The following is a 24,004-nucleotide window of genomic DNA, read 5'->3' as shown; positions in this document are numbered from 1 at the left end:
CGAGGGACCAGATGACCGACCCGGTGACGCTGGACGGCGAGGGCCGCATCGGCGAGTTCGACGAGAAGCGCGCCGAGAACGCCGTGCGGGAGCTGTTGATCGCCGTCGGTGAGGACCCGGATCGCGAGGGGCTGCGGGAGACCCCGGCCCGGGTCGCACGGGCCTACAGGGAGATCTTCACCGGCCTGTGGCAGAAGCCGGAGGACGTCCTGACGACGACCTTCGACCTCGGGCACGACGAGATGGTCCTCGTGAAGGACATCGAGGTGTACTCGACCTGTGAACACCACCTGGTGCCGTTCCGGGGTGTCGCCCACGTCGGTTACATCCCGTCCGAGACCGGCAAGATCACCGGCCTGTCCAAGCTGGCCCGCCTGGTCGACGTCTACGCCCGCCGGCCGCAGGTGCAGGAGCGGATGACCACGCAGATCGCGGACTCCCTGATGGACATCCTGGAGCCGCGCGGTGTCATCGTCGTGGTCGAGTGCGAGCACATGTGCATGTCCATGCGCGGCATCCGCAAGCCGGGCGCGAAGACCATAACCTCGGCCGTGCGCGGTCAGCTGCGGGACGCGGCGACGCGGAACGAGGCGATGAGCCTCATCATGGCGCACTGACGGCACTGACGGCACTGACGGCACTGACGGTGCCTGACGTGTCTCACGGCGTCTGATGGTGCTGCACGCGCCGCCGGGCGGGGCCGGCGGTCAGGCCGCCGGCTCCGCGCCGGGGTGGTTCTGGTCGTCGTCCTCCGGGAGCTTGCAGACCCGCTCCAGGAACACGGCGGCCACTATCACGCCGACACCGGCCAGCACCGAGAAGCCGGCGTAGATCGCCTGGTCGCGGCGGGCCGGGATGTCCAGCTGCTCCAGCAGGAAGACGCCCGTGCCGCCGTACATCCCGGCGACGAGGGCGGCCACCAGGGCGCTGGCCTGACCGAAGACGACCGCCCGGGCGGCCATCAGGGGGTCGACGCCCTTGGCGCCGGGCCGGCGCTCGCGCTGGGCCCTCAGACGGGCGCGCAGCGAGAGCGCCGTCGAGAGCAGGACGACCGCGATCAGCGCGAGGACGATGGGCGCGGCCACGGGGACGCTGGGAAGGGTCCCGACCGAGTTCCAGAGGCGGGCGCCCGCCCAGGACAGGATGCCTGCCACGACGAACACGCCCGCCAGCACCCTGATGCGCAGCTCTCTCACGGTGTCCCTTCAGTTCCCCCGGACCGTCCCGGACGGTGATCGTCTTGGGCTTGGCCGTCTCGACGTCCTGACCGTCTCGACGTGACCCGTCTCGACCTTAACGACTACTCGGGCAGCCGGAGTTCCAGGTCCGCGCGCGGCGCCACACCCTCACGGGTGACGGCGGCCAGCAGATCGGCCACCGTGCCGCGGCCGGGGAGCTGCGCCCCGGGGTCCACGTCGTGCCAGGGCGCGAGCACGAAGGCGCGCTCGTGGGCACGCGGGTGGGGGAGGGTGAGCCGGGGGTCGTCGGAGGTGACGCCGGCGTAGGCGACGATGTCGACGTCCAGCGTGCGCGGACCCCAGCGCTCGTCCCGGACGCGGTGGAAGGCCTCCTCGACGGCGTGCGCCCGCTCCAGCAGGGAGGAGGGCGGCAGGGTGGTCTTGAGGACCACGACCGCGTTGAAGTACGACGGCTGGCTTCCGGGCTCGACGCCCCACGGCTCGGTCTCGTACACCGGGGAGACGGCCTTCACCCGGACGCCCGGGGTGTCCTCCAGGGCGTCGACGGCCCCCTGGAGGGTCTCCAGGCGGTTGCCGAGGTTGGAGCCGATGGAGATCACCGCCCACTTGGGGTTGCTCAGCGTCGTGTCGGCGGCGTCCACCTTCTCGACGACCGAGGCGGGCACCGGCTGGACGGTCGGGTCGCTGTGACCCTGGCGGAAAGGTCGGGTCATACTCGGCTCCGGGTGATGGTGACGGTCACGTCGTCGAAGGGGACGGTGATCGGCGCGTCCGGCTTGTGGACGCAGACCTCGACCTCCTGCACCCCTTCGTGCTTGAGACAGGTCCGGGCGATCCGTTCGGCGAGGGTCTCGATGAGGTCCACCGGGTCACCCTCGACCACGGCCACGACCTCCTCGGCCACGATGCCGTAGTGCACGGTCTTCGCCAGGTCGTCGTCGGCCGCGGCCGGCCGGGTGTCCAGGCCGAGGACGAGGTCGACGATGAACGTCTGGCCCTCCTCGCGCTCCTTGGGGAACACACCGTGGTGCCCGCGGGCCTTGAGGCCGCGCAGCGCGACACGATCCACGCGAATCACTCCTGCAATCGTCGGGAACGACCGGCCGGTACCGCGTGCGGGCGGCACGCCGGTCTCAGACGAATCTACCCGCGGGCACCGACAAAGCCGGGCCGCGGGGGCTTCGGCACCGGCTCCCGCCCGGAGGGTTCACCGCGCGTTTCCCCCGGGGAACCCGGCCCTGTCACGGACTGGTAGCCGCTTCTACCCCGCGGCAGGTGATGCGAACCACTCCCGGCTCAGGCGAGGGGGCCGCCGTCCGGATCCACGCCGTTCACGTGCTGGTCGTCATCGCCGTCGTCGTCGGTCTCTGCCAGCACCGGGGAGGCGTGGTGCGACCAGAGCTTCCAGCCGGAGGGGGTGCGCCGGAACACGTTCGTGGCGACGACGAGCTGGCCGACCAGCGGCCCCAGTTCCGCGCCCTCCTCGGGGGCGGGACCGCCGCTGAGGATGTTCTCGGTGCAGGTCACGAGCGCGGTGTCGCCGGTCACGGAGACGTGCACATCGGTGAGGAAGAACTGGATGTAGTCGGTGTTGGCCATGATCAGGGCGTACGACCTGAGGACCTCGCCGCGGCCGGTGAGCACCGGCCAGCCGGGGTGGACGCAGGAGATCACGCCGCTGTCCGCGGGGTCGTGGTAGGTCTCGTCCACGCCCAGGTCGGCGGGGGTCAGCCAGAGGGAGGAGACCTCCTCGAAATCGCCGCGTTCGAGCGCCTCGTAGAAGGCGGTGTTGGCGGCCTCCACCTGCTCCACGTCGGTGTGGGGGGCGCTCACCGGTCTCCGTCCGCCCCGCGCACGGCTGCGGCCCCCGGCGCCGTTCCCGTCGCACGCGCCCCCGGTTCGGGGGCTCCTGCCCCGCGCGCCCCGTCCCCGCCTGTTCCCGCCTCGCGTGCCTCCTCCACGGCCCGCGCCACGCGGACCGCGTCCGCGGTGGCGCGTACCTCGTGCACGCGCACCGCCCACGCGCCGGCGTGCGCCGCGAGGGCGGAGACGGCGGCCGTGGCCGCGTCGCGCTCCCGGGCGGGCGGGGGAGCGCCCCCGGGGCCGGCCAGGACCCGGCCGAGGAACCGCTTGCGCGAGGCGGCGACCAGCAGGGGGTGGCCGAGGGCGTGCAGGCGGTCGAGGTGGGCCAGGAGCGCCAGATCGTGCCCGGCCTCCTTGGAGAAGCCGAGACCCGGGTCGACGACGATGCGCTCCGGGGCGATGCCGCCGGCCAGTACGGCCTCCACACGCGCGCGCAGTTCGTCCACGACCTCCCCGACGACGTCCTCGTACACGCCCTTCACGTTGCCGCCCTGGAGGAAGCCGCGCCAGTGCATCACGACGAACGGGGCGTCCGCGGCGGCGACCACCGGGATCATCGCGGGGTCGGCGAGGCCGCCGCTGACGTCGTTGACGAGGGCGGCACCGGCCGCGAGGGCCTGTTCGGCGACGGAGGCGCGCATGGTGTCGACGGACACGACGACTCCCTCGGAGGCGAGGCCGCGCACCACGGGGACGACCCGCCGCAGCTCCTCCGCCTCGTCCACGCGCGTGGCGCCGGGCCGGGTGGACTCGCCGCCGACGTCGACCAGGTCCGCGCCCTCGGCGACGAGATCCAGGCCGTGTTTGACGGCGGCGGTCGTGTCGAACCAGCGGCCGCCGTCGGAGAAGGAGTCCGGGGTCACGTTCACGACCCCCATGACCGCGCACCGGTCCCATGCCGGAAGGCCGGCGACTCGGCCGCGCCCGCTGAGGTTGTTCATACGTTCAGCGTAGGCCCAGCGGAGTCGCCGGAACGCGCCGCGGCCCGGGCGGAGGCCCCCGGTGCTGGAGGGGGTGGGGGCTTCCGCCCGGGCCGGTCCCGGGGCCGTACCGCTTGGTGCGGGACGGCTCACGCTGCTCAGGCCGCTCGGACGTCCCGTTCGGCCACCGCGTGGGCACAGGGGCGCTGGGCGGACGGCCGGCGCCGGCGCAGGAAGCGCGGCAGGGCGAAGTTGACGAAGCCCTCCGCCTGCATCGCGGCGATGCCGATGCGGGGCAGGTCGGCGGAGGCCCGGTAGACCACGAACCGTGGCTCCCAGCGGGGCTGGAACTTGGCGTTGAACTTGTACAGCGACTCGATCTGGAACCAGCGCGAGAGGAACACCAGCAGCCCGCGCCAGGCGCGCAGCACCGGACCGGCGCCGATCTTCTCCCCGCGCGCGAGGGCGGAGCGGAACATCGCGAAGTTCAGCGACACGCGCGTGATGCCGAACTTCGGCGCGGCCTGCAGGGCGGCGACGATCAGCAGCTCGTTCATGCCGGGGTCGGCGCTGCGGTCACGGCGCATCAGGTCCAGCGAGGCACCGTCCTTGCCCCAGGGCACGAAATGGAGGATCGCCTTCAGGTCGCCGTACTCGTCCGACGCGTCGTCGGCCTTGTGAGCGGTGGCGATCAGGCAGTCACCGTCGGAGGGGTCGCCGACGCGGCCGAGCGCCATGGAGAAGCCGCGCTCGGTGTCCGTGCCGCGCCAGTCCTCCGCCGCCCGGCGGATCCGCTCCAGCTCGGCCTCGCCGAGGTCACGGACACGCCGCACCCGGGTCTCGTAGCCGGCCCGCTCGATGCGCTTGACCATCTGGCGCACGTTGCGCATCGCGCGTCCGGCGAGCGAGAAATCCGCCACGTCGACCACCGCCTCGTCGCCCAGCTCCAGGGCGTCCAGACCGGTCTCGCGGGTCCAGACCTCACCGCCCGTCTCCGAGCAGCCCATGACCGCGGGCGTCCAGGAGTGGGCCCGGGCCTCGTCCATGAAGCGCTCGATGGCACCGGGCCAGGCCTCGACGTCGCCGATGGGGTCGCCGCTGGCGAGCATCACGCCGGACACGACCCGGTAGGTGACGGCGGCCTTGCCGCTCGGCGAGAACACGACCGCTTTGTCGCGGCGCAGCGCGAAGTGGCCGAGCGAGTCGCGCCGGCCGTGCTTCTCCAGCAGCGCCCGCAGCTTCACCTCGTCGTCCTCGGTGAGGTGCGCGGCCGGGTGCTCGGGGCGGAAGGCCAGGTAGACGGTGGTGACCGCGGTGATCCAGCCGAGGGCGCCGAGGGAGAAGGCGACCGTCCAGGAGGTGTTGCCCTGGTAGTCGACCGGGCCCTCGAAGCCGAACAGACCGTAGATGACGTGCGTCAGCCGGTCGGCAAGACTCGGGTCGCCGATCGTCCGGTTCGGGTGGACGCTGACGATGACCAGGCCGAGGGCGAGCGAACCGGCGCTCATGAGCACGAAGTTGGCGAGCGCCCGCCACCTGCTGCGCGGGTCCGGCAGCGCCGCGAACTGGTTCCGGTGGCGCAGCAGCGGCACCAGCAGCGCGACCGCGATGAGGACGCCGACGAGCGAGTGCCGGTACGCGAACTGTGCCGCCGCGCCCGCCGGGAGCAGCGCGACCGCGGCCCGCCAGGCCCGGCGCTTGCGGCGCTTGAGCCCGTGCGCGAGCAGCAGCAGCAGCACGCCGGCGCTGAGCGAGAGCGCCGCCGCGAACGGGCCGAAGGAGCCCGGCAGCACCTCGGCGATGGCATGCATACGGCTGTGCCGGAAGCGGGGGAAGACACCCGCGGCGATGTCCAGGAGGCCCACGAGCGCGGCCGCTCTGCCGACCCACACGGGGACGGTCTCGGGGCGCGGGCCGCGCAGTATGTGCCGCGCCCGGCTTGATCGGCGCGGAACCCCGTCCGACATTTCCCCATCTATCCTGACAGACATCGCATCCCGTAGTTCTGCGAGAGACCTTGGACCCGGGCCCGATCGGGCGTCCGGCGACATTGCGCCCTCTAGGACGGTGTCACGGGGAGAGAGGTTCACTCCCCACCGGAAAGTCGGGTCAAAGGCCAAGGAAAGCCCCGGGCAAGTCCACGCGACGAAGCGTGGCCGCGCGCGGGCGGAAAGCGCAGGCAGGAAGCAGCCATGGGTCTCACGAGCAACAAAGTGCTGGTGCTGGCGATACTGATCGCCCTCGTGCTGTTCATCGGCACGGTGTGGCTGTGGCCGCGCCTGGCGCGCACGAGCTGGCGGGCCGTCAGCGGACGGGTCGGCCTGCTGCTGTTCACCCAGGTGGCCATCTTCGCCTGCGTCGGGCTCGCCGCCAACCAGGCGTTCGGCTTCTACGCCAGCTGGGCCGACCTGTTCGGCAGGGAGACCGACCAGGGCGTGGTCGTCGACCACTCGGCCCACGGCAGCTCCGGCGGCCCGCTCCAGGTGGTCTCCACCTCCGACGTGCCGGGCGTGCGCGCCTCGCGGCCGGAGACGGGCGGGCAGATCCAGAAGGTCGACATCGTGGGCCGTACGACCCGCATGGTCACGCCGGCGTACGTGTACCTGCCGCCGGAGTACTTCCAGCCGCAGTACCGGACCCGTACGTTCCCGGTGTCGGTCGTGCTGACCGGTTACCCGGGCACCGCGCGGTCGCTGGTGGACAAGCTGAACTACCCGAGCACGGCGCAGCGGCTGGCCAAGGACGGGCGGATGCAGCCGATGATCCTGGTGATGATGCGCCCGACCGTGGCGCCGCCACGGGACACCGAGTGCGTGGACGTGCCGGGCGGGCCGCAGGCGGAAACGTTTTTCGCCAAAGATCTGCCGGACGCCGTCCTCAGCCACTACCGGGCCGGGAAGCGGCCGGGCAGCTGGGGCGTCATCGGCGACTCCACGGGCGGCTACTGCGCGCTCAAGCTCGCCATGCACCACCCGAACGTGTACACGGCCGGCGCGGGCCTTTCGCCGTACTACAAGGCGCCGATCGACCCCACCACCGGTGACCTCTTCCGCGGTGACAAGAAGCTGCAGAACCGTTCCGACCTGTTCTGGCTGCTGGAGCACGAGGAGGCGCCGGACACCTCTCTGCTCGTCACCAGCAGCAGGGTCGGCGAACACAACTACACGTCCACGATGAAGTTCATCGAGCGGGTGCAGGCCACGAACCTGACCCGGATTTCCTCGATCATCCTGGAGAGCGGCGGCCACAACTTCAACACCTGGCGGCGCGAGATCCCGCCCACCCTCCAGTGGGTCAGCGGCCGGCTGTCCGACCGCTGACCCGGTGGCGTCCTGACACCCCGTGAAGCCTTGCGGATGGCTGTGTTTTTACGGGGCGGGGGCCCACGATTCGCCTACGCGCGGTAAGTTTCTGGCCATGCCACGTGGACGCCACCGCCATTCCCCGCCTCTGCACCGGCTGTTGCCCCCCTCGGCGATCGCCGGGGTCTCCGTCGTCTGCGCGCTGGGTCCATGGGTGTTCTCCGAGGCCACCGTGTTGCGCGCGCTGGCCGCGGCGGCCGCCGCGACGGCGGTCGTCGGCGCGGTCGTGATGCGCCGCTGGGACGCGCAGGCGGGCAAGCAGGTCGCCGAACTCACGCGCGCGCGTGCGGGTGACGAGTGGCGGCACGAGGAACGGGTCGCCGAACTGGAGACCGACCTGGAGGAGTCCCGCGAACTGCGGGCCAAGCTGGAGCAGCGGCTGCGCGCCAAGCGGGCGGAGCTGGCCGGCCTGCGCAACGAGCACGCGGCCCTGCTGCGTCGGTACGCCACCGCGGAGACCGAGCGCGCGAGCGCCCTGGAGGGGCGGCGGCTGCTGGAGATCGAGTCGTCGGTGCCCGCGTTGCCGCCCGCGCGGAGCGCGGAACCGCCGGCGCCCGGGACGCCGGAGGAGCGCGGTACCGAGGAGCGGCCGACGGTGTTCTCCCCCGAGGGCGCCCGGCTGTACGGGCGGGCGCTGAGGGCTCTGGCCCGGTTCGACGGGGGGTCTGCCGGCGGGGCCGAGGCCGAGGCGGATTCCGAGGCCGAGGTGAATGCTGCGGAGGCTGCCGAGGCGGAGGCTGAGTCCGGATGCGTCGGCTCGGGGACGGCTGAGCCGGTGGCGGACTCCGAGGGTGCCGAGGGCGTCGAGAGCGTCGCGGACACCGAGGGCGTGCTCGCGCTCACGGCTGAGCGGTCGGAGGCGTCGGGCCGGCCGGAGGCGTCCGAGTCGTCGGAAGCGGCCGAGCCGTCGGAGGCATCCGAGCCGGAGAGTGCGGAGAGCGCCGCCGCCGGGGGCGAGGCGGTCGCCAAAGGAGAGCACGCCGCGGCAGCCGTGACGGACGGCGCGGACGCCTCCCGGGCGGTCGGGGCCGCCCACCCCGCGGGGCAGCCGCCCGCCGGGCACTTCACGGTGCCGACCGCGGTGGCCGTCGTACCGGCCGCGCCCGCGCGGCGCCCGGTGGTCGAGGGCGGGTTCGACTTCTTCGGCACCCAGAAGGGCGCGCCGAAGGCCACGCTGGACTCGGTGCAGAACGAGGACCTCGCCGACGTGGTCGGCGCGGAGGCGCTCGCCGTGCACAAGGCCGAGTCGGAGGCCGGGTTCAAGCCGGCCGACGCGCGGTCCCGGGAGGTCGGCCAGGTCATCGACCTGACGGCACACGACGAGACCGAGCAGATCGACGTCCACGGCCTGCGCACCGCGGCCTCCTGAGACCCGTCAGCCCCGGACACCGGCACCGGCCCGGCCTTCCCGAGAGGGAGCCGGGCCGGTGGCGTCTTCGACGGGCGGACGTCGGTCAGTCGGTGGTCATCCAGCGGTCGGGGAGGGCCTGACGGCGGCCTGTGCGGGAGCGCTCCGCCTGATCGGTCAGGAGCCTGGCGGCGTCCTGGGCGTCCCGCAGCCGGGCCGTCACCGTCTTGCCGGCCCCGGTGTCCACATGGACGTCGGCGAGGCCCCAGCGGCGCCGCCAGGGCCCCTGGGTGAGCCGTACGCTCTGCACCTTCGCGTGCGGGACGAGCGAGAGCCGGCGGCGCAGCAGACCGCTCCGGGCGGCGAACACGGTGCCGGTGACCGCCAGCCGGTGCCCGCGCCACCACACCGGCACGCACCACCGCGCCCGGCGCGGCACCCGCGACAGTTCCCGGGGCACGGTCACACCGGGCAGTACGCGCGCGACGACCTCCTCGGCGACCGCGCGCGGGGCGACCGGTACCAGGACCGAGTTCTCGGAGCCGGCCACGTCCAGTTCCACCCGCACCCAGCCGCGCCTCCGCCACAGCAGCGGCTCCACGATCCGCACGGTCTGCACCCGCCCGGGCGGCACCGTCTCGTGCGTCCGGTCGAGCAGCCCGTGGTCGATGCGCAGCCCGTCCGGGGACTCGCCCACCGTCCAGTCGAACTCGGTGACGAACCGCCCGGCACTGCTCGCGCCGGCCGTGCCGAGCAGGGGCACGGCGCTCGCGACGACCGTCCACGGGTTGCCGGTGGCCAGCCACAGCACGGTCGGGACGACCAGCGCGGCGCACAGCGAACCCCAGGTGGCGCCCGTCAGCACCAGGGAGTGCGCCAGCTCGCGCGGCGGCACGCGCAACAGTGCCCGCGCCGGCGCCTCTCCGACCTCGCGCGCCGTCTCGGGCGCGAAGCCCGCCGCGCGCGCGAGCAGCTCCGCGCGCAGGGCACGCGCCTCCCGCTCGCCCAGGAACGCCAGCTCGTCCTTGTCGTCGGTCCCCACGACGTCGATCCGTAGCTTCGCGACCCCCGCCACGCGCGCGAGGAGCGGCCGGGAGACGTCCACGGCCTGGATCCGCTCCAGCCGGATGTGCGCGGTCCGCCGGAACAGCAGCCCGGTCCGTATGCGCAGCTCCGTGTCGGTGACGGCGTAGTGCGTGAACCACCAGGACAGGAAGCCGTAGAGGCCGGCCGCCGGCACCAGGACCGCGACGCCCAGCAGGAGCATCGTGCCGGTCAGCCGGGTCAGCTGCTCCTGGGCGCCGTTCGGGTCGTGCACCACCCAGCCGGCCAGCACGGCGAGCGGTGCCCACGCCCGCCGGAAGGGCGTGACCGGGTGCAGGCGGCGCTCGGTGACGGGCGGGCGCTGCGGTATGCCGTCGTCGGCGTGTCCGGGGGTCGTCACAGGCCTGCCGATCGTGCCTCGCCCAGCTCGGTGAGCCGGTCGCGCAGACGTTCCGCCTCGGCCGGGTCCAGGCCGGGGACGGTCGCGTCGGTCGCGGCGGCGGCCGTGTGCAGCTGCACGGTGGCCAGCCCGAAGCGCCGCTCCAACGGCCCGGAGGTCACCTCCACCAGCTGCATCCGCCCGTACGGCACCACCGTCTCCTCACGCCACAGCACACCGCGGCTGATCAGCAGGTCGTCCGCGCGCTCGGCGTACCGCCAGGACCGCCAGTTGCGCTCCAGCAACCACCAGCCCCAGGCGGCGAAGGCCGGCGGAAGCAGCGCGCAGGCCGCCCACGCGGGCCCCGCGAAAAGCCCCGGCAGCACCCCCGCGGCGACCGCGAGCACCCCGGTCCACACCACCAGCAGCAGCCGGCGCACCCTCAGCAGCCCCGGCTCCAGCCCGCGCCACACCGGCTGCTGCGCCGGCGCCCCGGCCCCTGCCGGGCTCTCCGTTCCGCTCCCCGTTTCCATGAGGCCAGCGTACGTAGGGGAAACTGGGGCCATGACTCCTACGACGGAGACCACGGTCGGCATCGGCGGCGCGGCGGAGAGCACCGACATGGTGCTCAACATCGGACCCCAGCACCCGTCCACGCACGGCGTGCTGCGGCTCAGGCTCGTGCTGGACGGGGAACGCATCGTGCGCGCGGAGCCGGTGATCGGCTACATGCACCGCGGCGCCGAGAAGCTCTTCGAGGCCCGCGACTACCGGCAGATCATCGTGCTAGCCAACCGCCACGACTGGCTGTCGGCGTTCTCGAACGAGCTGGGCGTGGTCCTCGCCGTGGAGCGGATGCTCGGCATGGAGGTCCCCCAGCGGGCGGTGTGGACGCGCACTCTGCTCGCGGAGCTGAACCGGGTGCTGAACCACCTGATGTTCCTCGGCTCCTACCCGCTGGAGCTGGGCGGGATCACGCCGGTGTTCTACGCCTTCCGGGAGCGCGAGGTGCTCCAGAACGTCATGGAGGAGGTCTCCGGCGGCCGTATGCACTACATGTTCAACCGCGTCGGCGGCCTCAAGGAGGACCTGCCGGCCGGCTGGACCGCACGCGCGCGTGCCGCCGTCGCCGACGTGCGCTCGCGCATGGACGTCTTCGACGACCTCGTCATCGGCAACGAGATCTTCCGGGGGCGCACCCGGGACGTGGGCGTGCTGGCACCGGAGACCGTGCACGCCTACGGCGTGAGCGGGCCCATCGCGCGCGGTTCGGGCGTCGACTTCGACCTGCGCCGCGACGAGCCGTACCTGGCCTACGGCGAGCTTCAGGACACGCTGAAGGTGGAGACCCGGACCGAGGGCGACTGCCTCGCCCGTTTCGAGGTGCTGCTGGCGCAGACCCACAACGCGCTGGACCTCGCCGACGCCTGCCTGGACCGGATCGCCGAACTGCCGCCCGGACCGATCAACCAGCGGCTGCCGAAGGTGCTGAAGGCGCCCGAGGGACACACGTACGCGTGGACCGAGAACCCGCTCGGGATCAACGGCTACTACCTGGTCAGCAAGGGCGAGAAGACCCCGTACCGGCTGAAGCTGCGCTCCGCCTCGTACAACAACATCCAGGCGCTCACCGAGCTGCTGCCGGGGACGCTGGTGGCGGACATGGTGGCGATCCTGGGCTCGATGTTCTTCGTGGTCGGAGACATCGACAAGTAGGCGGCGGGGGCCCAGGGCGCGGTTCACCGGTTGTGGGGGCGCGGTTCACCGGTCCTGCGGGGCCGGCGGGTCCTCTCCCAGGGGGTCCGTGATGCCCACCGGCTGGAGCAGCCAGCCGAAGTCGCCGAGACCACCCGGAGCCGTCAGCTCGGCGGCCTCGCCGGCGCTCGCCAGGGCGCGGACGTAGGCGGACGGATCCGTGGAGGCCAGCGCCAGCGGGGGGCGTACGCCGGTGAGACCCAGGGCGCGTAGAGCGGCGCGTTGCGTGAGCAGACGCGCAGGAGGAAGTGCGCGCGCTGGTGTGCGCGTCCCGTGCGCCGTGACCGGAGGTGCGTGCGCCGCGTCTTGAGGCGCGAGAGAGAGATCATGTGCCGTGCTGGGCAGCGCGTACGCCGGTTCGGGCGGCGCCTGGAAGGAAGCGCGCGCCGTGTCGGACGCCGTGCACGCCGTGTCGGACGGCTCCCGGATGGAAGCGCATCCCGTGCCGTACGCCGTGCGCGCCGTGCCCGAGGGCGCCCGGCCCGTACCGGGCGCCGCAGCGCACGCGTCCAGGGCGACGTGGGCCGTGATGTCGCACGACCCGTCCGGCACGGGTGCCGTCTCGCGACCCTCCCGGAACCCGGTGAGGGTGCCGAACGAGGGGCGCGCGTCCACGGTGTGGGCGTAGTCCACGGCCACCGCGAGCCCCCGCGCCACCCGGTCCACGGCCGCCGCCCAGGCCCGGTCCCGGGGCAGCCCGATCTCGGCCCGCAGCCCCTCCTCGGGCGGCAGCGGCCACCAGCGCGCGAGCCAGTCGGCCGCCGGGCCCCTCACGGGCTCCCCGAGCCGCTCGGAGCCGTCCTCCGCCACGAGCACCAGCCGGGGCACGCCCGCGGAGTCCACCTCCACGACGTCCACCGGGACGTTGTCCAGCCACTCGTTGGCGAACAGCAGCCCGGTGACCGCGTCCGGGAGGTCGCTCCGCCAGGTGATCCGGTCGTCCAGGCCGGCCGGGCGGCCGGCGATCTCCACGGCGTACACGCGCGCGCGTGCCGCCACGTCGGCCGGCAGCGCGGCGAGCACCCCGCCGGCCAGCTCTCCCCGCCCGGCCCCCATGTCGACGAAGTCCAGCACCTCGGGCCGGCCGAGCGCCGCGTCGACCCGGCACAGCAGCCCGGCCACGGCCCGGGCGAACAGCGCGGAGGCGTGCACGGACGTACGGAAGTGACCAGCCGGGCCCTCCGGGCGCCGGTAGAACCCGCCGGGGCCGTACAGGGCCGCCTCGGCCGCCGCGCGCCAGCCGCGCGGGCCGGGATTCCCGCGGCCGCCCTCCGCCGTCGTCTCATCCGTCACCGGACCAGACTAGGCGCACCGATGATCACGGTATCCACCTTGGGGAGTACGCGCGCCGAGCACGGATCGGCCCAACGGTTGACCCATGCACGCATCCGGTTTCCCTACTCTGGGTTACGTGCAGCGCCTTTATGACTTCCTCCGCCGCCACCCGGCCTGGGTCGACGCCTTCTGGGCCGTCGTCCTGCTCGGGGTGTCCGCGGTGAGCGTGGTCAACCTCGACGGGACCCCCGGCCACCAGGGGACGGTCCCCGAGGGCATGGCGGTGTCCGCGGCCCTGTCCGCCGTCGTGGCGCTGCGCCGCCGCTTCCCGGAGCCGATGCTGCTGGTCGCGCTCGTGATCGGACTGGCCCAGCTGGTCCTGGACGTCGAGACGACCGTCGCCGACTTCGCCATGCTCGTGATCACCTACACGGTCGCGGCGGTCGGCGCCCGCTGGGCCTCCCGGCTCGCCCTCGTCGTCAGCCTCTGCGCGGCGACGGTGGCCCAGATGCGCTGGCCGGAGGAGCAGGCCAGCCTCCCCGGGCAGGTCGCGATAGCGGTGTTCCAGACGGTGCCCTTCGCCCTCGCCTGGGTGCTGGGCGACTCCATGCGCACCCGGCGCGCCTACTTCGCCCAGTTGGAGGAGCGCGCGGCCCGCCTGGAGAAGGAGCGCGAGGCGCAGTCGAAGGTCGCGGTCGCCGCCGAGCGCGCCCGGATCGCACGCGAGCTGCACGACGTCGTCGCGCACAACGTGTCGGTGATGGTGGTGCAGGCCGACGGCGCCGCCTACGTCATGGACGCCGCGCCCGACCAGGCGAAGAAGGCCCTGGAGACGATCTCCTCCACCGGCCGCCAGGCGCTGGCCGAGATGCGCCGCCTGCTGGGCGTGCTGCGCACCGGTGAGCACCAGGAGAGCGGGGAGTACGTCCCGCAGCCCGACGTCGAGCAGATCGACGACCTCGTCGAGCAGTGCCGCAGCTCCGGCCTGCCGGTCGACTTCAAGGTGGAGGGCACCCCGCGCCCGCTGCCCAGCGGCGTGGAGCTGACCGCGTACCGGATCGTGCAGGAGGCGCTCACCAACACGCGCAAGCACGGCGGGCCGAACGCGGGCGCGAGCGTGCGCCTGGTCTACTTCGACGACGGACTCGGCCTGCTGGTCGAGGACGACGGCAAGGGCGCCCCGCACGAGCTGTACGAGGAGGGGGGCGCCGACGGACAGGGCCACGGTCTGATCGGCATGCGCGAACGTGTCGGCATGGTCGGCGGCACCCTGGACGCCGGCCCGCGCCCCGGCGGAGGATTCCGCATCAGCGCCCTGCTGCCGCTCAAACCGGCGCACTGACCGACCCCTGTCCCTCCCCGGTCCTCCCCGACCTTCCCTGACCCTCACCAACCCCGAACGGAAGAGACCCGATGACGATCCGCGTGATGCTCGTGGACGACCAGGCGTTGCTGCGCACCGGATTCCGGATGGTGCTCGCCGCCCAGCCGGACATGGAGGTCGTCGCGGAGGCGGGCGACGGCGTGGAGGCGCTCCAGGTGCTGCGGTCCACCGCCGTCGACGTGGTCCTGATGGACGTCCGCATGCCGAAACTCGACGGCGTGGAGGCCACCCGCCGCATCTGCGCGGACCCGAACCCGCCGAAGGTCCTCATCCTGACCACCTTCGACCTGGACGAGTACGCCTTCTCCGGGCTGAAGGCGGGCGCCTCCGGTTTCATGCTCAAGGACGTCCCGCCCGGCGATCTCCTCGCCGCCATCCGCGCCGTGCACAGCGGGGACGCGGTCGTGGCGCCCTCCACCACCCGGCGGCTGCTGGACCGCTTCGCGCCGATGCTGCCCTCCGCCGGCAAGGAGCCCCAGCACAAGGAGCTGGGGCGGCTCACCGAGCGGGAGCGCGAGGTGATGGTGCTGGTCGCGCAGGGCCTGTCCAACGGCGAGATCGCGGCCCGGCTGGTGCTGAGCGAGGCGACCGTGAAGACCCACGTGGGCCGCATCCTGACCAAGCTCGGACTGCGCGACCGGGTGCAGGTGGTCGTGCTGGCGTACGAGACGGGACTGGTACGGGCGGGCGGACACGGCTGACGACGACCGCGCGGCCCTGCTCCGGGACGGCTGACGGCTGCCGCGCGGGCCCTGCTCCGGGACGGCTGGCCGCTGCCGCCCGGGCCACGGGTCGAACGGTTGACGGTTGCCGCCCGGGCTCCGGTGGGGACGGCTGGCGCCCTGGTTCCGGTTCCGGCTCCGACGGCTCTGGCCCGGGCCTTGGGTCGAACGGCTGACGCCCGGGCCCCGGTGGGGACGGCTGACGCCCCGGTGTCGGCTCAGGCTCCGACGGCTGTCGTCCGGGCTCCGGCTCGGACGGCCGCCGCCCGGATGCCGGCTCCGACGGCTGCCTCCCGGCCCCCGTTCAGCGCAGGACGCCCTCGATGAAGTCGCTGCCCAGCCGGGCCACCGCGGACAGGTTCAGCTGGTGCTGGACGTACCGGCCGCGCCGGCAGTCGGTGATCAGGCCCGCCTTCTTCAGCACGCTCAGGTGCCGGGAGATCTCGGGCGCCGACATGCCGTGTGCGTCGGCCAGTTCGCTGGTGGTGTGCGGGGCGCGCGCGAGGTGCCGGCACAGCCGTATCCGCACCGGGTGCGCCAGCGCCTCCAGCCGGCGGGTGAGCTGCTCCACGGACGGGGCCTGCGGCCGGGAACCGCTCACGGGGTAGGTGATCGAGGGCTGCCAGCCGTACCGGTGCAGGACCAGCACGTGCGGCCAGCCGAGGCTGGTCGGCACCAGCACCAGACCTCCGTCACCGGTGGCGGTGCGGCCCACCAACAGCTTGTCGACCGTGACGAGCCCGGCCTCCTCGTCCAGCGAGATGGCTCCGGACAGGGACGCGAGGGCCTCGCCGAGCCCCTTGCGGCGCAGCAGTTCGGTCTTGTGCCGGGCGTCCGCGGCCAGCTGGGGCTGGATGCGGGCCCAGGTGTCGGCGAAGAAGGCGTCCTCGCAGTCGCGCATCAACTGCCGGAACCAGGCGCGCACGACGGGCGGGTCCGCCAGCAGGCGGCGCGTGAACCGCTCCTGTACGGCACCGCGCGCGGCGGCCAGCTCCAGGGAGCGCCGGCGCAGCTCCGGGTCGTCCAGCGGGCCGGGCTCCTGTACGTCGTAACGCAGCTGGCAGGTGAACTCGAGGGCGGCGTTGACGAACTGTTCGTCCGTCAGCTTGTCCAGCTGGTCCAGTTCCTCGGCGAGCGTGGCCCCGGGCAGCGCGCGCCCGCCCGGGATGCCGGCGAAGGGGGCGAAGACGTCCGAGAACGTCGAACGCCACAGGAAGTCCGCCTCGCACAACCGGTCGGCCAGCCCCGGGTCCAGCCGGGTGGACACGGCGGTGGCCCAGCCCTGCAGCTCCGGGTGGTGTCCGGGCTCGCTCAGCGCGTGCAGCGCCATCCCCAGCTCCGCCAGCGGGGAGGGCACGACGGAGACCCTCTCCGGGGGCAGACCGGTGATGTCGATGGTCACGCTCATGCCCCCATGGTGCACCGGGCCACCGACAGCGCCCCCGTGGATTGACGGCAGCCGTCAATCCACGGGACATCCGCGCCGACCAGGGGCAGCGTTGAGGACACCGGGGCAGCCGCGGAGCCCGAGCAGTCACCGATCAGCCACGTCCCGAGAAGGCCGTTCGCCATGAGCATCACCCAGCAGTACCTCCTCGACAGCTACCGTGCCCGCGTGCACGGCGAGCCCGGGCCGCCCGCGCCGGGCCACCACGACCTGCGCCTCGTCCGCGAGGTGCGCGACCACCGGCGCTTCCGCGCGGTCATCGCCGGACGCCCGGTGCGCGGGCGGCTCCGGCGCACCCTGAGCCGCTGGCTGGGCCCCCGCGCCCTCTAGGACCTCCCGGGCAGGCGGTCCACGAAGTCCCGTACGGCCGCGCGCACGTCGTCCGCCGTCCACTCGAGTCCCGCGGCCTGGACGCCGACCTCCGTGAACGCGAGCCCGGGCCCGCCGGCGTCCCAGGCGTTCGCGAAGAGCAGCACCGAGGTCTCCTCGGCCTGGCGCACGGCCGCCTCGGCCGCCACCTCCGGCTCGTACGGCAGCCAGACCTGGAACTGGTGGGTGTGCGGCTCCTCCGGGTGGACGCGGGCCCAGGGCAGCCCGGCCGCCGTGAAGCCCTCGCGCAGCGCGGCGGCCACCACGCGCGCGTGCCGTACGTACTCGGGCAGCCGGGGCACTTCGCGCTCCAGGCCGACGAGCGCGGACAGGACGGTCGGGAACTGCTGGAAGACCATGCCGCCGTACCGGTGCCGCCAGGTCTTCGCCTCCTCCACCAGCGTCCGCGGACCGGCGAGCGCGGCACCGCCGAAGCCGCCGACGGACTTGTAGAACGACACGTAGACGCTGTCGGCGAGGCCGGCGATCTCCGCCAGGGGGCGCCCGAAGTGCTCGGTGCACTCCCACAGGCGCGCGCCGTCGAAATGCACCACCGCGTCGCGCTCCCGCGCCGCCTCGACGGCCTCGGTCAGCTCCTCCCAGGTGGGCAGCACGAAACCGGCGTCCCTCAGGGGCAGTTCCAGCATCAGCGCCCCGACGGGCTCTTCCAGGTCGCGTATCTCGGCGGCCGTGGGCAGCCGGCGCCCACCGCCCACCCTGACCGGACGCAACCCGCTGACCTGGCTGAACGCCTGCCGTTCGTGCACCTCCGGGTGGGCCGCCGGGTGCAGGGCCACCGCCGGGTTGCCGGTGCGGGCCGCCCAGCAGCGCAGGGCCACCTGCTGGGCCATGGTGCCCGTCGGGAAGAACGCGGCGGCCTCGGCGCCGAGCAGCGCGGCGACCCGCTCCTCCAGGGCGGCCACGACGCGGTCGCCGTAGACGTCGGCCGGCTCGTCCAGGTCGTAGACCCCGTCCGCCGCCTCCGTCAGCTCCGTGAGGCGTTCGCGGAGCGTGCCCGTCCAGCCCCCGCGGGACAGCGTGCGCCGCGCCTGCCGCTGGGCCGCCCGGCGCCGCTCGAACCGTTTCCGCGCCGCCTGTTCCATGTCCTGCCCGTCCTGCCCGTCGTGCTCTGTGCGCTGTTCAGCCGTGTCGGTCATGCCGTGGATCATGCCGTGCCGGAGTGACCGGGGCACCGGGATAAGCGCCCGGCGGCACCGTCGGGCCGGCGTGGCGTAACCCACAGCCTGTGGACGGCCGGCCGCCGCCCCACCCGATAGCGTTAACATGACGAGAAATCGTCCGGTACCCAGAGCGGACTGGAACGGGAAGGCCGCCGTCGCGTGAGTACAGTCCACCAGCCAGACCTCAAGGACCGCCCCGCGCGGCTCACCGTCGGTGTCGTCGGCGCCGGTCGCGTGGGCCCCGCGCTGGCCGCGTCCCTCCAGCTCGCCGGGCACCGCCCGGTCGCCGTCTCCGGAGTCTCCGACGCCTCTCGCAGGCGCGCCGAGGCCATGCTCCCGGACGTCCCGCTGGTGCCGCCCGCCGAGGTGCTCCAGCGTGCCGACCTGGTGCTGCTCACCGTCCCCGACGACGCCCTGCCCGGCCTGGTCGCCGGCCTCGCCGAGACCGGCGCGGTACGGCCGGGACAGCTGCTCGTGCACACCTCCGGCCGGTACGGCACCAAGGTGCTGGACCCGGCCCTGCGCGCGGGCGCGCTGCCCATGGCCCTGCACCCGGCGATGACCTTCACCGGCACCCCGGTCGACGTGCAGCGCCTGGCCGGCTGCTCGTTCGGCGTCACCGCGCCCGAGGAGCTGCGGCTGGCCGCCCAGGCCCTCGTCATCGAGATGGGGGGCGAGCCGGAGTGGATCAGCGAGGAGAACCGCCCGCTGTACCACGCGGCCCTCGCCCTCGGCGCCAACCACCTGGTGACCCTGGTCGCCCAGTCCATGGAGCTGCTGCGCACGGCCGGTGTGGAGGCACCTGACCGGATGCTCGGCCCGCTGCTCGGCGCCGCCCTGGACAACGCCCTGCGCTCCGGCGACGCCGCCCTGACCGGGCCCGTCGCGCGCGGGGACGCCGGTACGGTCGCCGCGCACGTCACCGAGCTGCGCAGGCACGCCCCGCAGGCCGTGGCGGGCTACCTGGCGATGGCCCGCGCGACCGCCGACCGCGCGCTCGCCCAGGGCCTGCTGAAGCCGGAACTCGCCGAGGACCTCCTGGGGGTACTCGCCGACGGAGGCCACGCGAGCCACGCACGCCGGGGAGACGAGGGAACCGACGGCACGACCGGCACCGAGGGGAACGACCGATGACCACCGCCCTGCTCAGCACCGCCGCGGAGCTGCACGCGCGCGTGCGCCACGGCCGCCGTGCCGTCGTGATGACCATGGGCGCCCTGCACGAGGGCCACGCGACCCTGATCCGCACCGCGCGGGAGACCGCCGGCCCGGACGGCGAGGTCGTCGTCACGGTCTTCGTGAACCCGCTGCAGTTCGGCGCCGGGGAGGACCTCGACCGCTACCCGCGCACCCTCGACGCCGACCTCAAACTCGCCGAGCAGGCGGGCGCGGACGCGGTGTTCGCACCCTCCGTCGACGAGGTCTACCCGGGCGGCCAACCCCAGGTGCGCGTCTCCGCGGGCCCCATGGGCGAGCGCCTGGAGGGAGCCTCGCGGCCCGGGCACTTCGACGGGATGCTCACCGTCGTCGCCAAGCTGCTGCACCTCACCCGCCCGGACGCCGCCCTGTTCGGGCAGAAGGACGCCCAGCAGCTGGCCCTGATCCGGCGCATGGTGCGCGACCTGAACTTCGGCGTCGACATCGTCGCCGTACCGACCGTGCGCGAGGAGGACGGGCTCGCCCTGTCCAGCCGCAACCGCTACCTCTCGCCGGACGAGCGCCGTACCGCGCTCGCGCTGTCCCGCGCGCTGTTCGCCGGCCGGGACCGGCACGCGGCACAGGAGGCGCTGCGCGCGCGGGCCCGCGAAGTGCCCTCCACGCGCGCGCGTGCCGAGGCGCTGAGCGCCATAGGGGAGTCCCGCGCGGCGGCCGACGCGCACGCGGTGGCCACCGCCGCGCCCGGCGGCCCCGCGGCCGTCCGCGCCGCCGCCCGCCAGGTGCTGGACGAGGCCGTGCGACTCGACCCGCCGCTGCGGCTGGACTACCTCGCACTGGTCGACCCCGCCGACTTCACCGAGATCGGCGACGGCTTCACCGGCGAGGCCGTCCTCGCCGTCGCCGCCCGGGTCGGCACGACCCGGCTGATCGACAACCTCCCTCTCACTTTCGGAGCCGCCTCGTGACCAGCACAGGCATACGACTGCACGCACCCGCACCCGGCTGGGCCATCTCCGCGGACGTGGTCGTCGTCGGCTCCGGCGTGGCCGGCCTGACCGCGGCGCTGCGCTGCGAGGCGGCCGGCCTCAGCACGGTCGTCGTCACCAAGGCCCGCCTGGACGACGGCTCCACCCGCTGGGCGCAGGGCGGCATCGCCGCCGCCCTCGGCGAGGGCGACACCCCCGAGCAGCACCTGGGCGACACCCTGGTCGCGGGCGCGGGCCTGTGTGACGAGGAGGCCGTACGGATCCTCGTCACCGAGGGCCCCGACGCGGTACGGCGGCTGATCTCCACCGGCGCACACTTCGACACCGACGACCGCGGCGACATCCACCTCACCCGCGAGGGCGGCCACCACCGGCGCCGGATCGCGCACGCGGGCGGCGACGCGACCGGCGCGGAGGTCTCCCGGGCGCTCGTCGGGGCCGTCCACGCGCGCGGGGTGCGCACGATCGAGAACGCCCTGGTGCTGGACCTGCTGACGGACGCCGAGGGCCGTACGGCCGGTGTCACCCTGCACGTGATGGGCGAGGGCCAGCACGACGGCGTGGGCGCCGTGCACGCCCCCGCGGTGGTCCTCGCGACCGGCGGCATGGGCCAGGTGTTCTCCGCGACCACCAACCCGTCGGTGTCGACCGGCGACGGAGTGGCGCTGGCGCTGCGGGCGGGCGCCGAGGTCAGCGACCTGGAGTTCGTGCAGTTCCACCCGACCGTGCTCTTCCTCGGCCCGGATGCCGAGGGGCAGCAGCCGCTCGTCTCCGAGGCGGTGCGGGGCGAGGGCGCCCACCTGGTCGACGCGGACGGCGTGCGCTTCATGGTCGGCCAGCACGAGCTGGCGGAGCTGGCGCCGCGCGACATCGTCGCCAAGGGCATCCTGCGGCGGATGCTGGAGCAGGACGCCGAGCACATGTTCCTCGACGCGCGGCACTTCGGCGCGGACATGTGGGAGCACCGTTTCCCGACCATCCTGGCCGCCTGCCGGGCCCACGGCATCGACCCGGTCACCGAGCCCATCCCGATCGCCCCGGCCGCCCACTACGCCTCCGGAGGCGTCCGCACCGACGCGCGGGGCCGGACCACCGTGCCCGGCCTGTACGCGTGCGGCGAGGTCGCCTGCACCGGCGTGCACGGCGCCAACCGGCTCGCCTCCAACTCCCTCCTCGAAGGGCTGGTGTACGCCGAGCGGATCGCCGCCGACATCGCCGCCGCCCACGCGGACGGCGGCCTCCACGCGCGCGTGCCCGCAGCGGTCCCGGACCCCGGGAAGCCCGCGCACCCGCTGCTCGCCCCCGAGACCCGGTTCGCCATCCAGCGGATCATGACCGAGGGCGCCGGTGTGCTGCGCTCCGAAGGGTCCCTCGCCAGGGCCGCGGACCAGCTCCAGAAGCTCCACACCGAGGCCCGCGACGCTCTCCGGGAGAACGGCAAGACCGCCGAGCCCGGCGTGGACACCTGGGAGGCGACGAACCTCCTGTGCGTGGCCCGGGTCCTGGTCGCCGCGGCCCGGCTGCGCGAGGAGACCCGCGGCTGCCACTGGCGCGAGGACCACGCCGAGCGGGACGACACCGACTGGCGGCGCCACATCGTCGTACGGCTCAACCCGGACCGGTCGCTGGCCGTCCGCACCACCGACACCGCAGACTTCCCCCCTATCCGGTAACAGCGCCCCAGGAGCAGTGACAGACGTGAGCACCGACGACCTTCCCCTCGCCCCGACCGGCGGCTGCGGCGACGGCTGCGCCTGCGGCGCGGAGAGTGACGAGGAAGCCGCAGAGTACGCGGAGTGCGGGCTCGACCCCGCGCTCGCCGAGCTGCTGGCAGCTGCCGGACTCGACCCCGTGGAGGTCGAGGACATCGCCAACGTCGCCATCCAGGAGGACCTGGACGGCGGTGTGGACGTGACGACCGTGTCCACCATCCCCGAGGACGCGGTGGCCACCGCCGACTTCACCGCGCGCGAGGCGGGCGTCGTGGCCGGCCTGCGGATCGCCGAGGCCGTGCTCTCCGTGGTCTGCACGGACGAGTTCGAGGTCGAGCGGCACGTCGAGGACGGCGACCGGATCGAGGCCGGGCAGAAGCTGCTCTCGGTCACCACGCGCACGCGTGACCTGCTCACCGCGGAGCGCAGCGCGCTGAACATCCTGTGCCGGCTGTCCGGCATCGCGACCGCCACGCGCGCGTGGGCGGACGTGCTGGAGGGCACCAAGGCGCGCGTGCGCGACACCCGCAAGACGACCCCGGGCCTGCGCTCGCTGGAGAAGTTCGCCGTCCGCTGCGGCGGGGGCGTCAACCACCGCATGTCGCTCTCGGACGCGGCCCTGGTGAAGGACAACCACGTGGTCGCCGCCGGCGGCGTCGCGCAGGCCTTCAAGGCCGTACGGGAGGCCTTCCCGGAGGTGCCGATCGAGGTGGAGGTCGACACCCTGCACCAGCTGCGCGAGGTCGTGGACGCGGGTGCCGACCTGATCCTGCTGGACAACTTCACCCCCGGCGAGTGCGAGGAGGCCGTCGGCATCGTCGGCGGCCGGGCGCTGCTGGAGGCCTCCGGCCGGCTGACGCTCGCCACCGCGCGCGCGTACGCCGAGACCGGCGTGGACTTCCTGGCCGTGGGCGCCCTCACGCACTCCTCGCCGATCCTGGACATCGGCCTGGACCTGCGCGAGGCGGAGTAACGGCCATGCTGCTCACGATCGACGTCGGCAACACACACACCGTCCTCGGCCTGTTCGACGGCGAGGACATCGTCGAGCACTGGCGCATCTCCACGGACGCGCGCCGGACGGCGGACGAGCTGGCGGTGCTGCTCAAGGGCCTGATGGGCATGCACCCGCTGCTCGGCGAGGAACTGGGCGACGGCATCGACGGCATCGCGATCTGCGCGACCGTCCCCTCGGTCCTGCACGAACTGCGCGAGGTCACCCGGCGGTACTACGGCGACGTGCCCGCCGTCCTCGTGGAGCCGGGCGTGAAGACGGGCGTGCCGATCCAGTTCGACAACCCCAAGGAGGTCGGCGCCGACCGCATCATCAACGCGGTCGCGGCGAACGAGCTGTACGGCGGCCCGGCGATCGTCGTCGACTTCGGCACGGCGACCACCTTCGACGCGGTCTCCGCGCGCGGGGAGTACGTCGGCGGGGTCATCGCCCCCGGCATCGAGATCTCGGTGGAGGCCCTGGGCATCAGGGCCGCGCAGCTGCGGAAGATCGAGGTGGCCCGGCCGCGGAACGTGATCGGCAAGAACACCGTGGAGGCCATGCAGTCGGGCGTCGTGTTCGGCTTCGCCGGGCAGGTCGACGGGGTGGTCGGCCGGATGGCCCGGGAGCTGGCCGACGATCCCGACGACGTCACGGTGATCGCCACGGGCGGGCTCGCGCCGGTGGTGCTGGGGGAGTCCTCGGTGATCGACGAGCACCAGCCGTGGCTGACGCTCATCGGGCTGCGCCTGGTCTACGAGCGGAACGTGTCGCGGCTGTGAGGGACGGCCGGTGCCCGCTCGGGCACCGGCCCCCGCCGGTGGCACCGGACGAGGGAAACCCGGAACGACACGCGGCACAACAGCATCCGGATTCGACACTTTTGTCCGATTAGTTCGGTAGCGT

General features: G+C 73.6%; 23 protein-coding genes. 12 read left to right on the top strand and 11 right to left on the bottom strand.

From position 1 onward, the window contains the following. Nucleotides 1–11 precede the first annotated feature (11 nt). A complete protein-coding gene (gene folE, locus ACZ7N4_RS27485) occupies nt 12–617 on the top strand; it encodes a GTP cyclohydrolase I FolE (protein WP_471362712.1) in 606 nt (201 codons plus the stop codon). Nucleotides 618–707: 90 nt separating this feature from the next. Here folE and ACZ7N4_RS27480 read toward each other — a convergent pair whose 3' ends face one another. The 6 genes from ACZ7N4_RS27480 to ACZ7N4_RS27455 all read right to left on the bottom strand — a co-directional run bounded on the left by ACZ7N4_RS27480 (nt 708) and on the right by ACZ7N4_RS27455 (nt 5,949). After that, entirely contained in the window at nt 708–1,196 is a 489-nt protein-coding gene (locus ACZ7N4_RS27480) for a DUF3180 domain-containing protein (RefSeq protein WP_471362710.1), read from the bottom strand. Between the two features lie 104 nt (nt 1,197–1,300). Further along, nucleotides 1,301–1,912 carry a 2-amino-4-hydroxy-6-hydroxymethyldihydropteridine diphosphokinase gene (folK, locus tag ACZ7N4_RS27475; RefSeq protein WP_471362707.1) on the bottom strand — a complete coding sequence of 204 codons (612 nt, stop codon included), beginning with the start codon at nt 1,910–1,912 and terminating at the stop codon, nt 1,301–1,303. Beyond that, the gene (gene folB, locus ACZ7N4_RS27470; RefSeq protein ID WP_471362704.1) at nt 1,909–2,268 is read right to left on the bottom strand and encodes a dihydroneopterin aldolase; all 360 of its coding nucleotides are present in this window, start codon (nt 2,266–2,268) and stop codon (nt 1,909–1,911) included. The genes folK and folB overlap by 4 nt, the downstream gene beginning before the upstream one ends. Nucleotides 2,269–2,495: 227 nt before the next feature. After that, nucleotides 2,496–3,032, bottom strand: coding sequence for a nuclear transport factor 2 family protein (locus ACZ7N4_RS27465; RefSeq protein ID WP_471362702.1), 537 nt, complete (start codon nt 3,030–3,032; stop codon nt 2,496–2,498). After that, on the bottom strand, nt 3,029–4,003 hold the full coding sequence (gene folP, locus ACZ7N4_RS27460) for a dihydropteroate synthase (protein WP_471362699.1): 975 nt from the start codon (nt 4,001–4,003) through the stop codon (nt 3,029–3,031). Before folP ends, ACZ7N4_RS27465 begins: the two co-directional genes overlap by 4 nt. Nucleotides 4,004–4,140: 137 nt before the next feature. Continuing rightward, nucleotides 4,141–5,949, bottom strand: a complete 1,809-nt coding sequence (locus ACZ7N4_RS27455; protein WP_471362696.1) for a phosphatidylglycerol lysyltransferase domain-containing protein — start codon at nt 5,947–5,949, stop codon at nt 4,141–4,143. Between the two features lie 225 nt (nt 5,950–6,174). Between ACZ7N4_RS27455 and ACZ7N4_RS27450 the strand changes: the two genes are divergently transcribed. Together ACZ7N4_RS27450 and ACZ7N4_RS27445 are read left to right on the top strand one after the other, a co-directional pair. Continuing rightward, nucleotides 6,175–7,302, top strand: coding sequence for an alpha/beta hydrolase (locus ACZ7N4_RS27450; RefSeq protein ID WP_471362693.1), 1,128 nt, complete (start codon nt 6,175–6,177; stop codon nt 7,300–7,302). 97 nt (nt 7,303–7,399) lie between these two features. Beyond that, nucleotides 7,400–8,713, top strand: coding sequence for a hypothetical protein (locus ACZ7N4_RS27445; RefSeq protein WP_471362691.1), 1,314 nt, complete (start codon nt 7,400–7,402; stop codon nt 8,711–8,713). An 85-nt stretch (nt 8,714–8,798) separates the two neighbouring features. Here the strand turns inward: ACZ7N4_RS27445 and ACZ7N4_RS27440 are convergent, their stop codons facing one another. Both ACZ7N4_RS27440 and ACZ7N4_RS27435 read right to left on the bottom strand, forming a co-directional pair. After that, the gene (locus ACZ7N4_RS27440) at nt 8,799–10,136 is read right to left on the bottom strand and encodes a PH domain-containing protein (RefSeq protein ID WP_471362689.1); all 1,338 of its coding nucleotides are present in this window, start codon (nt 10,134–10,136) and stop codon (nt 8,799–8,801) included. Continuing rightward, complete coding sequence (locus tag ACZ7N4_RS27435) at nt 10,133–10,648, bottom strand: PH domain-containing protein (RefSeq protein WP_471362686.1); 516 nt, start codon at nt 10,646–10,648, stop codon at nt 10,133–10,135. The genes ACZ7N4_RS27440 and ACZ7N4_RS27435 overlap by 4 nt, the downstream gene beginning before the upstream one ends. A 31-nt stretch (nt 10,649–10,679) precedes the next feature. Here ACZ7N4_RS27435 and ACZ7N4_RS27430 point away from each other — a divergent pair, with 31 nt between their 5' ends. Then, nucleotides 10,680–11,831: an NADH-quinone oxidoreductase subunit D gene (locus tag ACZ7N4_RS27430; RefSeq protein ID WP_471362683.1), complete on the top strand. Its 1,152-nt coding sequence runs from the start codon at nt 10,680–10,682 to the stop codon at nt 11,829–11,831. Between the two features lie 45 nt (nt 11,832–11,876). On the opposite strand, the gene ACZ7N4_RS27425 is transcribed toward ACZ7N4_RS27430, so the two are convergent. Then, the gene (locus ACZ7N4_RS27425; RefSeq protein WP_471362681.1) at nt 11,877–13,163 is read right to left on the bottom strand and encodes an SAM-dependent methyltransferase; all 1,287 of its coding nucleotides are present in this window, start codon (nt 13,161–13,163) and stop codon (nt 11,877–11,879) included. A 118-nt stretch (nt 13,164–13,281) separates the two neighbouring features. On the opposite strand from ACZ7N4_RS27425, the gene ACZ7N4_RS27420 reads away from it, so the two are divergent. Then, nucleotides 13,282–14,487, top strand: coding sequence for a sensor histidine kinase (locus ACZ7N4_RS27420; protein ID WP_471362679.1), 1,206 nt, complete (start codon nt 13,282–13,284; stop codon nt 14,485–14,487). Nucleotides 14,488–14,558: 71 nt separating this feature from the next. Continuing rightward, the gene (locus tag ACZ7N4_RS27415) at nt 14,559–15,230 is read left to right on the top strand and encodes a response regulator transcription factor (RefSeq protein WP_356151294.1); all 672 of its coding nucleotides are present in this window, start codon (nt 14,559–14,561) and stop codon (nt 15,228–15,230) included. Nucleotides 15,231–15,555: 325 nt separating this feature from the next. Here ACZ7N4_RS27415 and ACZ7N4_RS27410 read toward each other — a convergent pair whose 3' ends face one another. Then, nucleotides 15,556–16,659: a DUF5937 family protein gene (locus ACZ7N4_RS27410; protein WP_471362677.1), complete on the bottom strand. Its 1,104-nt coding sequence runs from the start codon at nt 16,657–16,659 to the stop codon at nt 15,556–15,558. Nucleotides 16,660–16,821: 162 nt separating this feature from the next. Here ACZ7N4_RS27410 and ACZ7N4_RS27405 point away from each other — a divergent pair, with 162 nt between their 5' ends. Then, nucleotides 16,822–17,028 carry a hypothetical protein gene (locus tag ACZ7N4_RS27405; protein ID WP_471362676.1) on the top strand — a complete coding sequence of 69 codons (207 nt, stop codon included), beginning with the start codon at nt 16,822–16,824 and terminating at the stop codon, nt 17,026–17,028. Here the strand turns inward: ACZ7N4_RS27405 and ACZ7N4_RS27400 are convergent. Then, the gene (locus ACZ7N4_RS27400; protein ID WP_471362674.1) at nt 17,025–18,224 is read right to left on the bottom strand and encodes a threonine aldolase family protein; all 1,200 of its coding nucleotides are present in this window, start codon (nt 18,222–18,224) and stop codon (nt 17,025–17,027) included. The two genes, ACZ7N4_RS27405 and ACZ7N4_RS27400, sit on opposite strands and share 4 nt — an antisense overlap. A gap of 183 nt (nt 18,225–18,407) precedes the next feature. On the opposite strand from ACZ7N4_RS27400, the gene ACZ7N4_RS27395 reads away from it, so the two are divergent. From ACZ7N4_RS27395 to ACZ7N4_RS27375, 5 genes are read left to right on the top strand one after another with little or no spacing between them, the layout of a single operon-like run. After that, a complete protein-coding gene (locus ACZ7N4_RS27395) occupies nt 18,408–19,382 on the top strand; it encodes a Rossmann-like and DUF2520 domain-containing protein (RefSeq protein ID WP_471362673.1) in 975 nt (324 codons plus the stop codon). Continuing rightward, nucleotides 19,379–20,371: a pantoate--beta-alanine ligase gene (panC, locus tag ACZ7N4_RS27390; protein WP_471362671.1), complete on the top strand. Its 993-nt coding sequence runs from the start codon at nt 19,379–19,381 to the stop codon at nt 20,369–20,371. Before ACZ7N4_RS27395 ends, panC begins: the two co-directional genes overlap by 4 nt. Continuing rightward, a complete protein-coding gene (locus ACZ7N4_RS27385) occupies nt 20,368–22,065 on the top strand; it encodes an L-aspartate oxidase (protein ID WP_471362669.1) in 1,698 nt (565 codons plus the stop codon). Before panC ends, ACZ7N4_RS27385 begins: the two co-directional genes overlap by 4 nt. A gap of 25 nt (nt 22,066–22,090) precedes the next feature. Beyond that, nucleotides 22,091–23,077, top strand: a complete 987-nt coding sequence (gene nadC, locus ACZ7N4_RS27380) for a carboxylating nicotinate-nucleotide diphosphorylase (protein WP_471362667.1) — start codon at nt 22,091–22,093, stop codon at nt 23,075–23,077. A 5-nt stretch (nt 23,078–23,082) separates the two neighbouring features. Further along, nucleotides 23,083–23,880: a type III pantothenate kinase gene (locus tag ACZ7N4_RS27375; RefSeq protein ID WP_467930836.1), complete on the top strand. Its 798-nt coding sequence runs from the start codon at nt 23,083–23,085 to the stop codon at nt 23,878–23,880. The last annotated feature ends 124 nt before the right edge of the window (nt 23,881–24,004 follow it).

The organism is Streptomyces sp. NPDC107654 (assembly GCF_055639035.1).
The sequence above is the reverse complement of the archived record's forward strand: the minus strand, read 5'-3'. Positions and strand labels throughout refer to the sequence as shown.

Coding starts and splice junctions, on each gene's coding strand:
- folE (WP_471362712.1), top strand. CDS start 12: ATGACCGACCCGGTGACGCTGGACGGCGAGGGCCGCATCGGCGAGTTC.
- folK (WP_471362707.1), bottom strand. CDS start 1,912: ATGACCCGACCTTTCCGCCAGGGTCACAGCGACCCGACCGTCCAGCCG.
- folP (WP_471362699.1), bottom strand. CDS start 4,003: ATGAACAACCTCAGCGGGCGCGGCCGAGTCGCCGGCCTTCCGGCATGG.
- ACZ7N4_RS27455 (WP_471362696.1), bottom strand. CDS start 5,949: ATGTCGGACGGGGTTCCGCGCCGATCAAGCCGGGCGCGGCACATACTG.
- ACZ7N4_RS27450 (WP_471362693.1), top strand. CDS start 6,175: ATGGGTCTCACGAGCAACAAAGTGCTGGTGCTGGCGATACTGATCGCC.
- ACZ7N4_RS27445 (WP_471362691.1), top strand. CDS start 7,400: ATGCCACGTGGACGCCACCGCCATTCCCCGCCTCTGCACCGGCTGTTG.
- ACZ7N4_RS27435 (WP_471362686.1), bottom strand. CDS start 10,648: ATGGAAACGGGGAGCGGAACGGAGAGCCCGGCAGGGGCCGGGGCGCCG.
- ACZ7N4_RS27430 (WP_471362683.1), top strand. CDS start 10,680: ATGACTCCTACGACGGAGACCACGGTCGGCATCGGCGGCGCGGCGGAG.
- ACZ7N4_RS27415 (WP_356151294.1), top strand. CDS start 14,559: ATGACGATCCGCGTGATGCTCGTGGACGACCAGGCGTTGCTGCGCACC.
- ACZ7N4_RS27410 (WP_471362677.1), bottom strand. CDS start 16,659: ATGAGCGTGACCATCGACATCACCGGTCTGCCCCCGGAGAGGGTCTCC.
- ACZ7N4_RS27405 (WP_471362676.1), top strand. CDS start 16,822: ATGAGCATCACCCAGCAGTACCTCCTCGACAGCTACCGTGCCCGCGTG.
- ACZ7N4_RS27400 (WP_471362674.1), bottom strand. CDS start 18,224: ATGACCGACACGGCTGAACAGCGCACAGAGCACGACGGGCAGGACGGG.
- panC (WP_471362671.1), top strand. CDS start 19,379: ATGACCACCGCCCTGCTCAGCACCGCCGCGGAGCTGCACGCGCGCGTG.
- ACZ7N4_RS27375 (WP_467930836.1), top strand. CDS start 23,083: ATGCTGCTCACGATCGACGTCGGCAACACACACACCGTCCTCGGCCTG.